This window comes from Gloeothece verrucosa PCC 7822, assembly GCF_000147335.1.
In the GTDB taxonomy this organism is placed as follows: domain Bacteria; phylum Cyanobacteriota; class Cyanobacteriia; order Cyanobacteriales; family Microcystaceae; genus Gloeothece; species Gloeothece verrucosa.
In genome coordinates this window covers 5569782-5583531 of record NC_014501.1, presented here as the reverse complement: position 1 = coordinate 5583531, position 13750 = coordinate 5569782, and the positions used below count along the sequence as shown (strand labels likewise).

General features: G+C 42.2%; 12 protein-coding genes. 2 read left to right on the top strand and 10 right to left on the bottom strand.

Features of this window, described 5'->3' with window-relative positions; genetic code table 11:
• Positions 1-47: 47 nt before the first annotated feature.
• Positions 48-3410 carry a maltose alpha-D-glucosyltransferase gene (gene treS / locus CYAN7822_RS25125; RefSeq protein WP_013325069.1) on the bottom strand — a complete coding sequence of 1121 codons (3363 nt, stop codon included), beginning with the start codon at positions 3408-3410 and terminating at the stop codon, positions 48-50.
• Between the two features lie 258 nt (positions 3411-3668).
• Between treS and CYAN7822_RS40225 the strand changes: the two genes are divergently transcribed.
• A complete protein-coding gene (locus CYAN7822_RS40225; protein WP_280989168.1) occupies positions 3669-3797 on the top strand; it encodes a hypothetical protein in 129 nt (42 codons plus the stop codon).
• 70 nt (positions 3798-3867) lie between these two features.
• On the opposite strand, the gene CYAN7822_RS25115 is transcribed toward CYAN7822_RS40225, so the two are convergent.
• Entirely contained in the window at positions 3868-4074 is a 207-nt protein-coding gene (locus CYAN7822_RS25115; RefSeq protein ID WP_013325068.1) for a type II toxin-antitoxin system HicB family antitoxin, read from the bottom strand.
• 102 nt (positions 4075-4176) lie between these two features.
• Here CYAN7822_RS25115 and malQ point away from each other — a divergent pair, with 102 nt between their 5' ends.
• Positions 4177-5676: a 4-alpha-glucanotransferase gene (gene malQ, locus CYAN7822_RS25110; protein ID WP_013325067.1), complete on the top strand. Its 1500-nt coding sequence runs from the start codon at positions 4177-4179 to the stop codon at positions 5674-5676.
• 44 nt (positions 5677-5720) lie between these two features.
• Here the strand turns inward: malQ and CYAN7822_RS25105 are convergent, their stop codons facing one another.
• The 8 genes from CYAN7822_RS25105 to CYAN7822_RS25070 all read right to left on the bottom strand — a co-directional run bounded on the left by CYAN7822_RS25105 (position 5721) and on the right by CYAN7822_RS25070 (position 13529).
• Entirely contained in the window at positions 5721-5972 is a 252-nt protein-coding gene (locus CYAN7822_RS25105) for a hypothetical protein (protein WP_013325066.1), read from the bottom strand.
• A 35-nt stretch (positions 5973-6007) separates the two neighbouring features.
• Positions 6008-6235, bottom strand: a complete 228-nt coding sequence (locus CYAN7822_RS25100) for a hypothetical protein (RefSeq protein ID WP_013325065.1) — start codon at positions 6233-6235, stop codon at positions 6008-6010.
• The gene (locus CYAN7822_RS25095) at positions 6232-6678 is read right to left on the bottom strand and encodes a PIN domain-containing protein (protein WP_013325064.1); all 447 of its coding nucleotides are present in this window, start codon (positions 6676-6678) and stop codon (positions 6232-6234) included. The genes CYAN7822_RS25100 and CYAN7822_RS25095 overlap by 4 nt, the downstream gene beginning before the upstream one ends.
• Before the next feature lie 18 nt (positions 6679-6696).
• A complete protein-coding gene (locus CYAN7822_RS34845; RefSeq protein ID WP_013325063.1) occupies positions 6697-9594 on the bottom strand; it encodes a tetratricopeptide repeat protein in 2898 nt (965 codons plus the stop codon).
• 92 nt (positions 9595-9686) lie between these two features.
• Positions 9687-10145 carry a hypothetical protein gene (locus CYAN7822_RS25085; RefSeq protein ID WP_013325062.1) on the bottom strand — a complete coding sequence of 153 codons (459 nt, stop codon included), beginning with the start codon at positions 10143-10145 and terminating at the stop codon, positions 9687-9689.
• Positions 10146-10263: 118 nt separating this feature from the next.
• The gene (locus CYAN7822_RS25080) at positions 10264-11220 is read right to left on the bottom strand and encodes a hypothetical protein (RefSeq protein ID WP_013325061.1); all 957 of its coding nucleotides are present in this window, start codon (positions 11218-11220) and stop codon (positions 10264-10266) included.
• Between the two features lie 85 nt (positions 11221-11305).
• A complete protein-coding gene (locus CYAN7822_RS25075; RefSeq protein ID WP_013325060.1) occupies positions 11306-12094 on the bottom strand; it encodes a type 1 glutamine amidotransferase in 789 nt (262 codons plus the stop codon).
• A gap of 88 nt (positions 12095-12182) precedes the next feature.
• On the bottom strand, positions 12183-13529 hold the full coding sequence (locus CYAN7822_RS25070; RefSeq protein WP_013325059.1) for a Mur ligase family protein: 1347 nt from the start codon (positions 13527-13529) through the stop codon (positions 12183-12185).
• Between the last annotated feature and the right edge of the window lie 221 nt (positions 13530-13750).

Here is a 13750-nt window from a genome sequence, read left to right as displayed (position 1 = left end):
CTTCTTAAATAGAGACGTTACCTGCAACGTCTCTACAATATTTGATGTCAAAGGTTTAGAATCTGTTGTAGCAAGATTTCAACCCGTTGAGGGCGGTTATGGAGTTCATAATTCAAGTTATAGATCACCCTCTCTAAAAAATAACTATCCAATAAAACTTGTAATTCTTGTTCAGTCTTGGGTAAAAAAGAATCCTGACTCGCCGTAACCAAATAACTTTTTAAGAATACTGTACTTACCCAACACTTCCAGAACTGTGTCCATTGTCTCATCACAGGCAAGCGCTCAGGGCTTATCATGCCGCTTTCTATCTCTCGAGACAGGGCGACTTCGGCAGCATAACTAAAAGACTGTAGCATTTCAGCCACATCACGCAAGGGTGATCGCTTCATGCGTCGTTCATTTAAAGTGCGAGCCGGGTCCCCTTCAAAATCGATGATCACAAAATCTTTACCCGTATACAGCACTTGTCTAAGATGATAGTCGCCATGACATCGTAATCTCAGGGTAGTAATTTTTTGTTGAAACAAAGCCCCAAAAGACTCAAATACGCGATCTTTGCCCTCAAGAACACAATGAGCTAACTTTTGAGTCTCCTCTGGGAGCAACCACAAGCGGCGTTTTAAGGCTCGAAAAGTTTGTCCGGTTAAATTGCGAGCCGACTGGTAAATAGAGCGTTGATAAAGGGTTGAAAAGGGTTCTGGGGCAAAATCGGGGTTTTCCCAATCAGTTGCCAAGGCGACATGAAGTTCTCCAGTACATTGGCCCAATAATTCAGCACTGGCTAAATAAGACCCGATCATCTGATGAGCGAGTTCGGGAACTTCTACGGTTTGCAAGGCTAACAGCGAACCCGGTGAAGCCGGTACATCGCTTAACTGCGCTTGCTGCATCATTACCCGCTCTAGGTAGTCCCGCAAACTATCTAAAGTATAGTGCCAACCATTACGAGCATGAGGAATATACTCTTGTAAGATTCCCACTGTCACCGATTTTTTCCCCCCAAAAGGGCGATACTCTAGTGTGCCGGCCAAAGGCGCGTAGTGTTGTAAGCTTTGCTTCTGGCTTAAAAAGCGGCGTATTTCTAAATCCGGATTAACTCCTTCATCAAGCTTACGGAAGATTTTCAGCATAAAGCGATCACCGTAAATAATGCAGCTATTGCGCTGTTCTTCTTCCACCAAGGGAACCGGGCGCAATTGAGAAATCTCTTCTGTGCCTGAAAATCGTTCTGTGCGGCTGGTCATTAACAGGCCCTCTACTCCTCTAAAAGAGCGGTTTTGAGCGATGGCATCTAGTAAAGAGGTTAAAAAGTTATTATCAGCCATGCTCACATATAACACCTCTACATTATCAGGGTCTTTGCCCCTTAACTTGGCCACTACGGTTTGTGGCATCTCGGCTAATAGATGAATGGCCTGTTCTCCTTCGGCGTGACTTAAAATGAGCAGATAGGTTTGCGGTTCCCCCTCGATGTATTCAAGTTTTATCCCCACTAATTGCGCTTCAGTATTGTCATTGGAGAGGGAAATGATATCGTGGTTTCGCGCTGATTGAATTTTACGGTCTTTGCCATCAAACCAATAACAGGTTTGCAGATAGTTAGATAAGATTTTTTCTAGGCTGTCGCTCAACTCTCCTTCTACAAAAATTTGCTGCCAGCGCCCAATATAAGAAAGCGTGGGTAATTGATCTTGGGGTATGGGGGAAACCATTGGACTCTGTTGCGGCTTGAGGCTAAACCAGTAAAAAGCATAGGGCCCAAGACTGAGGAAGTAGGGGAACTCTCCAATGGTCGGAAACTCGCTACGCCCAAAAATTTCGACGGGAATGGCTCCTTTATGGTTCGCTAAATCTAATTCTACGGTCTGTACAAAGCGTGATAGGTTCGCCACTACCAAGATATGCTCATCTTCATAACTACGAATAAAGGCCAGCACTTTACGATTTTCTGGCTGAAGCAGTTCAAATGAGCCTTTTCCAATGGCTTGAAAACGCTTGCGGGTGGCAATGAGCCGCTTAATGGCGTACCAGAGAGAATTAGGGTTAGCTCGTTGTACTTCTACGTTGACGGTTTCGTAGTAATATTCAGCGTCTACAATGACAGGTAAGTAGAGGCGTTGTGAATTGGCGCGGCTAAATCCCGCATTGCGATCACTACTCCATTGCATGGGTGTCCGCACGCCATTACGGTCGCCTAAATACACATTATCTCCCATGCCTATCTCATCGCCATAGTAAAGGATCGGGGTTCCAGGTAGGGATAATAACAGACTGTTGAGTAATTCGATCTGACGGCGATCATTCCCTAAAAGTGGAGCTAAACGGCGACGAATGCCTAAATTAACCCGCATTTGCGAGTCTTGAGCATAAACCCGATACATAAAATCTCGGTCTTCATCGGTGACCATTTCTAGGGTTAATTCATCGTGGTTACGCAGAAATAAACCCCACTGGCAATTTTCCGGAATCGGCGGCGTTTGCTGGAGAATATCGATAATGGGGAAGTCATCTTCCATCCGCAGAGACATAAATAAGCGCGGCATCAGGGGAAAATGAAAGTTCATCTGACATTCATCGCCATTTCCGTAATATTGAGCCGCATCTTCGGGCCATTGATTGGCCTCTGCTAATAACATACGGTTGGGATATTTTGTATCTATATATTGGCGTAATTCTTTTAAAAATTGATGGGTTTCTGGGAGGTTTTCACAATTAGTACCTTCTCGTTCATACAGATAGGGAACAGCATCTAATCGCAGTCCATCTACCCCCATAGTCAACCAAAAATCTAGCACCTCAAAAATGGCTTGACGTACCGCCGGATTATCAAAATTTAGGTCGGGTTGATGGGAATAAAAACGATGCCAGTAGTAAGCTTTTGCTAGAGGGTCCCACGCCCAATTAGAAGACTCAAAATCCTGGAAAATAATACGGGCTTCTCGATATTTATCGGGCGTATCATTCCAGACATAAAAATCGCGTTCTACGCTGCCTTTAGGGGCGCGACGGGCGCGTTGAAACCAAGGATGAGTATCTGAGGTATGGTTAACAATTAACTCGATAATGACTCGAATACCTCGCTGATGGGCGGCACTCAAAAATTCTTGAAAATCCTCTAGGGTTCCGTAAATGGGATTAACATTAGTATAATCGGTAATATCATAGCCGTCATCTTTCAGGGGCGAAGGAAAAAACGGCAAGACCCACACAGCAGTAACGCCTAAATCTTGGATATAGTCTAACTTTTGGGTTAATCCTTTAAAGTCACCAATCCCATCGCCATTACTATCTGCAAAGGCACGGACAGGGACTTCATAAATGATGGCATTTTTAAACCATAGAGGATCGTTATCTAACAGACTATTTTGTGTTGTTGTTACTGTTAAGTTTTCTAAAATTTCCCTCATGCTGGTTTCTCGTCATTTTCTGGTCATAAACTGTTATTTTACTGTAGCTCTTGCTTTATTTCCTCATCCTATCGGTATAAATCTTCTTAGCGCGACTTGCTTATATCTTTGGCTGGCTAATAGATCAATCAATTTCCTACTGGCAAAGGGTTTAATTACTAATATTTTAGGTCGTTAGGATTTTAGAACTTTACGTCAGTTAGCTTGGGCTTTATTCAATCTTTAACAGAAATAAATACTTATCCCTCTACAACCGAGATGGTTTATCATTTTGCGGCGGCTTCTTCTCCCACGAGTATTCCTGAATCTCAACCCGTAAGTCTGTTAGCGGCTGTCTGTATAGTGGGTTTGGGAGCGGCTTTTAAACCTCTATCAAAGTCCAAATAGAAGCTGATCATCAATTATTTTTTAGTTACTGGGTTAAGGGGGGTAAATCCCCACCCAATTTTTTAAGATTTTAAGCTTCAATATATTCACAAAAAGTTGTGGGTTCAGGAATAGGTAATCCTTCTTCGCTTAAACCATCTAAATGAAATTGAATCGCTTCTTTCATATTTTTTTCGATCTCTTCAAGAGTTATACCTGTGGTGACACAACCCGGTAAATCAGGAACATAAGCTGAATAATTTCCTTCCGCTTTTTCAATAATAATGGCGTAACGCATTCGTTATTTTTTCCCCCAAGTAAAAATCTATCTATTGTTTGATTGAAGTAAAGGGTAAAATAGAGTTATTCTGATCCGAGTAGCTAGATTTTAGACTCAAGTATGAATTTTGAACGTTCCAGTGGGATTATTTTACAGCCAACTAGCTTACCTAGTCGTTTTGGCATTGGGGATTTAGGAGAATCAGCTTATCGATTTATTGATTTTCTCGAAGCAAGTGGTCAAAAGTTATGGCAAATTTTACCTCTTGGGCCCACTGGTTACGAACATTCCCCCTACACCATGAATTTTAGTGCTTTTGCGGGGAATCATTTACTGATTAGTCTTGATCGTCTCGTGGAAGAGGGTTTACTTCAGGCCGATGAATTAACGCCGCTTCCTGACTCAGATCAGGATGACCCCAATATTGTTAATTTTAATCGCGTCATCCCCCATAAGACTCAATTTCTAAAACTGGCTTATTCGAGGTTTAAACCGAGTTCTGAGTATGAACAATTTTGTCAGGAACAATCAGCCTGGTTAGAGGATTATTCCCTATTCATGGCGCTTTTAGAAGAGAATGGCGGCAAAAATTGGAATCAATGGGAAACCGGGATCGCGCGGCGAGAACCCGAAGCGATAAAAGCTAAAACAGAAAGCCTAAAAGATTCAATTAATTATCATAATTTCTTACAATTTAAATTCTTTGAACAATGGAAAGCCTTAAGGGCTTATGCTAATAATAAAAATATTAAAATTATTGGCGATATTTCCATTTATGTTTGCTATAACAGTGCGGATGTTTGGGCGAATCCTCAATGTTTTAAATTAGACCCTCAAACTCTTGAATCGACTTATATTGCAGGTGTTCCGCCGGATTATTTCAGCGCTACCGGGCAACTTTGGGGCAATCCGGTTTATAACTGGGATTATCTACAAAAAACCGATTATGAATGGTGGTTTAAGCGCTTTGAAGCGACGTTACAATATGCCGATTTTGTTCGTATCGATCATTTTCGCGGCTTTGAGGCTTATTGGCAAGTTCCGGCAGGGGAAGAAACTGCTATTAATGGAGAATGGGTTAAAGCGCCGGGTGAGGAGTTTTTTGAGAAATTGGGGCGGCGTTTGGGAAGTTTGCCGGTATTAGCAGAAGATTTGGGCATTATTACCCCAGAGGTAGAAGCGTTACGGGATCAATTTGAGTTTCCGGGTATGCGGATTTTACTGTTTGCTTTTGATGGGGATACAGAAAATGCTTATTTACCCCATCATTATGTGAAAAATTGTGCGGTTTATATCGGTACTCATGATAATGATACGGCGATTGGTTGGTGGGAGAAAGCAAGTGATGAGGAAAAGCGGCGTGTTGCTGAGTATTTAGGTTATAGTTCACCGGAAGAGATTAAGGAGATTAATTGGGTGTTGTTGCGTTTGGGTTTTGCTTCGGTGGCGAATCTGGCGATCGTTCAGTTACAGGATGTTTTGGGGTTAGATAACCGCGCGAGGATGAATGATCCGAGTAAGAATGAGGATAACTGGCGCTGGCGTTATACCTCTTCTGATTTGTTGACTCAGGAGTTGAGTCAGCGTTTGCTTAAGGTGACTCAATTGTATAGCCGCTAATCTTGACTATGATTAAAGTGATTGAATGAATACTATGATGGGGGCTACTCATAATTCTTTAATTGGATTTCTAATGCCGCTAAATCTGAAACCTGCGGCGGGTGGTTAGCATTCCATTCTAAAGCTTGGTCTAATTTTTCTTGCAGAGGAGATTGATGTAACCACTCTTCATTGTTAGAAATATGGGTGAGCAAAATTTGATAAAACTCTTCCCATACTTTACCCCATTGTTTTAAATCGATGACAACGGCGGTTTTTTGGCCTTGGTCGTCTATTACAAACTGAATTCCTTTCATAATTTTTTTGCGGTGTTTTTTTTGTTGCTGTAATCCTATGGTTTCTGAGTTTGTTCGCGCCAAAGAATAACTTTTTCATAAAGACTAGCAACAGTTTCATCAGCAAACAGGCGATCTTTAATTTCTAGATAGTCTGTTGGTTGCCAAAAAGTATTACTCATAAAAATTGCAGTCTTGGCGATCCCCATTTGTTTACTCAGGATTTCAATAGCTTCTCGCTGTAATTCTGTATTTTGAGGCAGATTAGGAAAATAGAGGCTCATATAGTATCTCCTGATTGGGTCATTAGTAAAATAAAATCGACAGGATTACACAAACGCATTATACCTTTATAGCGTTTGATGATGCGATCATCGCAAGTAATAAAGAAATCAACTTGTTGAGACTCAGCACAGGCTAGATGTAAAGCATCTAGTTTACCAATATTATCGCCTATTTCCAGTTCTTGCCCACGATGTAGCGTTTCGGTTGTAAATGCTTGATAAGAGTTAGCAAGTTGCAAAATCCTGAAGGCAGTCATCTTATTTTGGGGATAAGGGTTGCGAGAGATTTCGTAGGCAAGTGCGTCTGATGCAATTAGTTCGACAGTACCTTCTTGAATTAGTAATAGAATAGATTGTACTGCTATAGCTTCAAGGGCAATACGTACCTGAGAGCGATCATCAAAAATACGATTGAGAGCGCTAGTATCTAAGTAGATTTTCATATTTAGTTTGATGCTGAATTATCTTCCACGACGAAGACATTGAGCATAATTTCCCCCAATAGTTATACTATTTGGATGTGCTACTCCTAGGGTCTGTTCACAAATTTGTAAGGCTTGTTTATACAGGGGTTCGGCTTGCTCGTACCTGCCTTGGGAATAGTAGAGTCCTGCTAAATTGTTGAGGGAAGTTGCCACATTTGGATGATTGTCTCCTAAAAGGCGTTTTCTCAGTTCTAAGGCTTGTTTATACAGGGGTTCGGCTTCCTCGTACCTGCCTTGGGAAGAGTAGAGTCCTGCTAAATTGTTGAGGGAAGTGGCGACATTTGGATGATTGTCTCCTAAAAGGCGTTTACTCAGTTCTAAGGCTTGTTTATACAGGGGTTCGGCTTCCTCGTACCTGCCTTGGGAATCGTAGAGTCCTGCTAAATTGTTGAGGGAACTTGCCACATTTGGATGATTGTCTCCTAAAAGGCGTTTTCTCAGTTCTAAGGCTTGTTTATACAGGGGTTCGGCTTCCTCGTACCGGCCTTGGGAATCGTAGAGTGCGGCTAAATTGTTGAGGGAAGTGGCGACATCCGGATGATTGTCTCCTAAAAGGCGTTTTATCAGTTCTAAGGCTTGTTTATACAGGGGTTCGGCTTCCTCGTACCGGCCTTGGGAATCGTAGAGTGCGGCTAAATTGTTGAGGGAAGTTGCCACATTTGGATGATTGTCTCCTAAAAGGCGTTTACTCAGTTCTAATGCTTGTTTATACAGGGGTTCGGCTTCCTCGTACCGGCCTTGGGAATCGTAGAGTGCGGCTAAATTGTTGAGGGAAGTTGCCACATCCGGATGATTGTCTCCTAAAAGGCGTTTACTCAGTTCTAAGGCTTGTTTATACAGGGGTTCGGCTTGCTCGTACCGGCCTTGGGAAGAGTAGAGTCCTGCTAAATTGTTGAGGGAAGTTGCCACATCCGGATGATTGTCTCCTAAAAGGCGTTTACTCAGTTCTAAGGCTTGTTTATACAGGGGTTCGGCTTCCTCGTACCTGCCTTGGGAATCGTAGAGTCCTGCTAAATTGTTGAGGGAAGTTGCCACATTTGGATGATTGTCTCCTAAAAGGCGTTTTCTCAGTTCTAAGGCTTGTTTATACAGGGGTTCGGCTTCCTCGTACCGGCCTTGGGAAGAGTAGAGTCCTGCTAAATTGTTGAGGGAACTTGCCACATCCGGATGATTGTCTCCTAAAAGGCGTTTTCTCAGTTCTAAGGCTTGTTTATACAGGGGTTCGGCTTCCTCGTACCGGCCTTGGGAAGAGTAGAGTCCTGCTAAATTGTTGAGGGAACTTGCCACATCCGGATGATTGTCTCCTAAAAGGCGTTTTCTCAGTTCTAAGGCTTGTTTATACAGGGGTTCTGCTTGCTCGTACCGGCCTTGGGAATAGTAGAGTCCTGCTAAATTGTTGAGGGAACTTGCCACATCCGGATGATTGTCTCCTAAAAGGCGTTTTCTCAGTTCTAAGGCTTGTTTATACAGGGGTTCTGCTTGCTCGTACCGGCCTTGGGAATAGTAGAGTAAAGCTAATTGATTTAAGGAAAAAGCCAATTGAGTGTCTTGATTCCCCTCACACCAAGCTATCATTTTTTTTAAATGGGGTTCAATCAGATTGAATGTCTCAAGAGCAATAGATTGATCAACCTTCCTAGCAACATTACTAAACACATCACAAAAAGCCTGTTTAATCTCGCTGTATTGGCAATGCTTTTTCAACTGTTCCCCCAAATAATCCCTAATGAGGGGATGCAAATTATAAATATCCGTTTTTACAGTGCGGACGAGGTGAAGCTTTCGCAGAGATTTTAACCAACGGTCTTTAAGATTATCCTCACTAAAGGACTCTCCTTGTAAAATTTTATATATTGCTGTCACCAAACCCCAATGAATAGCCGCATCCCCAAACGCACCCAACACACAAGCGAGATGTTTAGCTTGCGGTGTCAACTCATCCCAACTGAGATCAAATGCCGCTTGAACACCTCTTGTCGCCTTCATCCCCATCGGTACATCTTCCGGTGACAAAGAAGGATGCTGAACCTTTTCTTTTAACTTAACCCGCATCGCTGACAGGGATAATTCTTGATAATCCTCATCATCGAGATAATAACCCACCAGTTCCAACGCTAAAGGCAAATAACCCAACTCCTCACAAAGCTTGTCCGTTTCTTGTAGTTCTGCATCAACTCTTTGTCTACCAATAATCGAAGACAATAACTCTCTTGCCGCAGATGGTAACAAAACTTCTAGCTTTAATTCTTGGGGAATAGGCTTATCAGGAGTCTCTCGGGAAGTCATCAGCAACCGCACAGTTACTAAATCCGAAGGAGGTAAATATTGCCTAACATTTTTCCCCAAACCCGACAAATCATCGAGAATTAGCAACACCTTATCTGTTTGCCGCTTCCAGACATCCCAACAAGCCATTAATTTTTGTTGTGGAGATAAATCATGCTGAATTTCTCCCTTAAAATGATACTTAGTCAGCACCACAAGATCAGCCGCCAAATCCTTGCCACTTCTGACATCAATATAAAACACCCCACCCGGAAAAAGGGTTTTACAATCTTCACTAGCGGCATAAAAACGCGCCAATTCCGTTTTACCTACCCCACCCATTCCCGACACCAGACAAACATTCCTGCCGCTTTGCAACAAATTATGCAGCCTTTCTAAATCCTCTTTGCGTCCAAATAATCCCCCCTCACGGGGTAGCGGCGGTTTAAAGGGATTCCCCGAAAGGAAACTTTCGCGATTAGCATAGTTAATAGTCACATTTCCCGAGGTATCTTTGATTATCGGGGCTGTATTTCCCTCAAAGATATTTTTCTGGGCATTACCAGCTACATTCCACGATTCAGAACTCGCGTTTTTGTCCGACATCATATCAATATAATTTAAGATTCCTATAGTTTTTTCATTCTTTAATCCCCCTTATTATAAGGCAGGTTATGGGGATCAAATTGACATGACATCTCCTAAGATTGAGGCGGCATACCGTAGTTAATCGTCACCGTACCACTACTATCTTTAATAATGGGCGCTTTATTATCGATAAATTCATTCTTTTCCGCCTTACCAATCACATTCCAAACTTCACTCCCTGCACCCTGCTGAATATCAATATCTTGCTGAATTTGCTGCGCTAATGTCCGTAACTCTTGGGCAAATGCCGCGTCTTTCATCTCTTGATCTAAATGTTGACTCACTGTAGCGATGGCTTGAGGATCACCCTTTTGGGCTTCTAGTAATGCCTGATCCAGCTTTTTATCTTTGCCGCGCAATTTATTGACAATCTTTTGGCGTAGTTCTTCAATTTTAGCGATCACCTGTCCTGTAAACTTCTTGCCCAATTCTCCGGCACCGGACTTGATCAATTCTTGAAATGCTAAAGTAGTGATCGCGCTTGCTGTTAGAGTTGTGATTGGATCTGGCATAGCAATGTCACCAAAATTTCGATATTTGATTAATAATACTGATTATATTCTTATGCCAACGGAGATAGCTAGAGATGCGTTTTGCTATGGCTAACGCATCCCAAAAAGGGTTAATTTCTCATGTTTTCTCCTCCTCTATAGGAACAAAAGTTTTGCTTTTGCGCTTATATCTCCAAGCAATACCCTCTGGATCTTTACTCTGACTCCACTCAGCAAAATCTGGGTCGGATTTTCGCCTTCCCACCGTACTCGGGTTAATTTCTAAACGCTTGGCTAAATCTGCTTGTATCAGTTCTAGCTTAGGCTTATTAGTAGAATCTTGCTGTTGCGTCTCGGGTTCTTCTGGTAAAGCCGTTTCGCTGTCTTCTTCTATCTCTTGAGAGGTGGAATTGTCTAGCGGCTGAGGGGTTTCGACTGGAGTGGGTGTCTCTTCAACCGGTAACTCAGATGCCTGATCTTTGACTGGAGTGGGTGTCTCCTCAACCGGTGACTCAGATGGCTGATCTTTGACTGGAGTGGATGTCTCCTCAACCGGTAACTCAGATGGCTGATCTTTAACTGGTACAGGTTGAACAACTTCACTGACGGCGGGTTTTGGAGTTTCAACTCGAGGAGTTTCTGTTGTGCGGCTTTCTTGACTAGAGGTTGAGGGTTGGGTTTCCTCTTGCAATAAAGGTAAAGGTTCGCTGTCATCAAGAATGCTTCCTAATGCGCTGGCAGTTAGAAAATAATAAATAGTGCCTTTGTCTTCCATTTGTTTACGTTGGGCACCATATTCTTCGGCTTTTTGATCCAGAAATCGTCTAGCCGCACCTCCGGTTAAATTAGCCTTTAATGACAAGTCCACCGGCGTTAAACGCCCTTGGTGTTCCTTAATTAATTGGTTGAAAAAAGGATTGATTTTCTCGCACTGCTTCAGCCATTGGTAATTTTGCCACAATTTGAGAGCGATAATAAGCCCTATCAGTCCCAAAATATACGGCCACGCCGTCAGCAAAATAACCGTCGCGATCGCTAATGGAATCAAGAGGACGAGAAAACCAGCCGTTTCACGATCTATTACTCTTCCGGTCATAATTGTTAGTTGCCAATTAGATTGATGGCAAATCTAAATTATCCTATGCAATCTGTGTTCATAACAACTGTTTAGTTGCTATAAGTTATTGGTGTAAGTCTAACCGTTTAAACATTGCTTCTCTGGCTTGAAATGCTAAAGAATCATCAAGTTTTGTTAAGATTATTGCTTCTTGATACTTTTGTTCTAAAGCTTTTTGAATTAACCAGTCAGCAATAAAAGGATTTTTCGGTAACAAGGGTCCGTGAGAATAGGTAGCAATGGCATGGCGATAAAAAGCCCCTTCTCCGCCATCTTCTCCATTATTACCATATCCTTTGATCACTTTGCCCAAGGGGGCTACATTGCCTAAATAAGTCCGTCCCCCATGATTTTCAAAACCGATCACCACTGGGGAAGTTCCCAACAGGGTTTTTAAGTCTTCTGCTAAAGGAGAAGCGGTGATTTCAAAAACCACATTACCGATACAACGTTTAGCCTCAATTCCTGGGTGTTTACTCACCAAGTCGAGTAACCCTAGTCCCTCAATGCGTTGTCCTAAAGCGGGTTCATAGTAATGGCCTAACAGTTGAGGAGAACCACAAGTAAACACGCCCGGCGTTCCCGATTCAATTTTATCCCGAATCATCTCGGCTTTTGCGCCTTTTAAATCCCGCATGACAATTTCCTGCTGTCGATCTTGCGCCCCTCCTCCTACAATAATATCTACCCCTTGAAATTCACTTGCCTCGGTTTGTTGATCTAAAGGCACAATAGACACCGGAATATTGCGCCACTGACAACGCCGTTGCAGACAGATCACATTTCCGCGATCGCCGTATGTACTCATCAATGTGGGATATAACCAACCTATTTTAAGTTCCATTGTTTCCATTTTTTCTAACTTCAACTTATCTGTATTTATCTGTCCCTTCAGTTCCCCTTCGCTACGGTTCAGGGCAAGGTTTATTGGTGGACAAAAATTATAAAATCTTTCGTCCTGTTAAAATTCCTCTAACTTCTAACATCGCTGAATAAGTCGGCAAAATATGAAGGGTTTCATCTTCTGGGGTTTTATCTAAAGCAATATTGATCGCTTTTTGTAAATCTTCCTCAATCATTAAATTAACTTTTGTCGTTTCTTCCTTGACAAATTCTTGACTATATTGTAATCGTAAAGCCATATCATAAACCCGATCACCACTAACAATTAAAGTTCCTCCCAAGTTCACTAATTTTTCTGTATCCACATCCCAAATCCAAGAAACATCAGTACCATCGGGAATCCGATCATTGAGAACTATTAAAGTGGTTGAAGCTTTTCCTTTAGCTTTAATATCATTAACGGCTCTAATGGTTTCATTCATCCCCACAGGATTTTTAGATAATAAAATACGGATATGTTTCCCGTTAACGGTTAACTCTTCGGCTCGTCCAAAAGCCGCTTTAAAATTGCCAACTGTCTCAAAAATTGCCTCAGTATTAACGCCAATTTCTTGAGCCACTAAGCCAGCCGCTAAAGTATTATATTTATTATAAACGCCGATTAAAATTTGGGGCCAATCTCGACTATGAAAAGCCGGTTGACTCTTACTAAAGCCGCAACTCGGACAATGAAAATCTCCTAAATGGGATAAATAAACTCCTTGATAATTTAAAGGATGTCCACAACTCGGACAATAAATCGAATCTACCGCATGGGGAATTTCTTTGAGATAGAGAGAGGGTTCACTCAGTCCAAAAAATAACACCCGTTGGGGTAATTGTTGTCCTAGATGAGACAAGGTAGGGTCATCTGCATTGAGAACGACCACTGTGTCTTTAGCAAGCGGCGCGATGGCTTTTTGCCAACGTTGACTAATAATATCTACCTCGCCATAGCGGTCTAATTGGTCCCGAAACAAATTGAGTGCCACAATAAATTTAGGCTGACAGTCTTCTAAAACCAGAGGGACAATATTCTCATCGACTTCTAAAATGGCATAATCTGTCTTTAACTGGCCGATCAAATTAGCATCACCTAATAAGGTGGTAATTAACCCATTAATTAAATTTGCCCCAGTTTCATTGTGAGTGACTCGCCATCCTTGACTTTCTAAAATCGTCCGTAGTAAAAGAGAGGTAGTGGTTTTGCCATTAGTCCCTACAATAAAAATAATGCCTTGACTGACTTGCTGTGACAACAGAGATAATAGGCGAGGATGAAGACGGCGGGCAATTTCTCCCGGCAAGACACTGGCCGAACCTAAGCGTAACACCCTGACTAAGGAAGTAACTGTCTTAGCAACAGCCACAGCTAACCCTAAACGAATTTGATCTAACACTTGCATGAATGGCTTAATACCTCAGAACCTTTTTCAATTAATTTACAGCCATTGGTCATCCATATTAGTCATGGCCGATCCATGAATTGTTCCTAGTGTTTATGCTTGACGATGACTTGCTTGGTGCCAACAAAATATCTGTAGCTATTCTTGGGAACTTCGCTACAATGGTCTGGGGTGAGTACCTGGACATCAATAATGTTCACTATAGTTTATACAATCTAGAA

What these genes read in the sequence shown, in the direction of transcription:
- treS (WP_013325069.1), bottom strand. Translation starts at nt 3,410, where the DNA reads ATGAGGGAAATTTTAGAAAACTTAACAGTAACAACAACACAAAATAGT.
- CYAN7822_RS40225 (WP_280989168.1), top strand. Translation starts at nt 3,669, where the DNA reads ATGGTTTATCATTTTGCGGCGGCTTCTTCTCCCACGAGTATTCCTGAA.
- CYAN7822_RS25115 (WP_013325068.1), bottom strand. Translation starts at nt 4,074, where the DNA reads ATGCGTTACGCCATTATTATTGAAAAAGCGGAAGGAAATTATTCAGCT.
- malQ (WP_013325067.1), top strand. Translation starts at nt 4,177, where the DNA reads ATGAATTTTGAACGTTCCAGTGGGATTATTTTACAGCCAACTAGCTTA.
- CYAN7822_RS25105 (WP_013325066.1), bottom strand. Translation starts at nt 5,972, where the DNA reads ATGAAAGGAATTCAGTTTGTAATAGACGACCAAGGCCAAAAAACCGCC.
- CYAN7822_RS25100 (WP_013325065.1), bottom strand. Translation starts at nt 6,235, where the DNA reads ATGAGCCTCTATTTTCCTAATCTGCCTCAAAATACAGAATTACAGCGA.
- CYAN7822_RS25095 (WP_013325064.1), bottom strand. Translation starts at nt 6,678, where the DNA reads ATGAAAATCTACTTAGATACTAGCGCTCTCAATCGTATTTTTGATGAT.
- CYAN7822_RS34845 (WP_013325063.1), bottom strand. Translation starts at nt 9,594, where the DNA reads ATGATGTCGGACAAAAACGCGAGTTCTGAATCGTGGAATGTAGCTGGT.
- CYAN7822_RS25085 (WP_013325062.1), bottom strand. Translation starts at nt 10,145, where the DNA reads ATGCCAGATCCAATCACAACTCTAACAGCAAGCGCGATCACTACTTTA.
- CYAN7822_RS25080 (WP_013325061.1), bottom strand. Translation starts at nt 11,220, where the DNA reads ATGACCGGAAGAGTAATAGATCGTGAAACGGCTGGTTTTCTCGTCCTC.
- CYAN7822_RS25075 (WP_013325060.1), bottom strand. Translation starts at nt 12,094, where the DNA reads ATGGAAACAATGGAACTTAAAATAGGTTGGTTATATCCCACATTGATG.
- CYAN7822_RS25070 (WP_013325059.1), bottom strand. Translation starts at nt 13,529, where the DNA reads ATGCAAGTGTTAGATCAAATTCGTTTAGGGTTAGCTGTGGCTGTTGCT.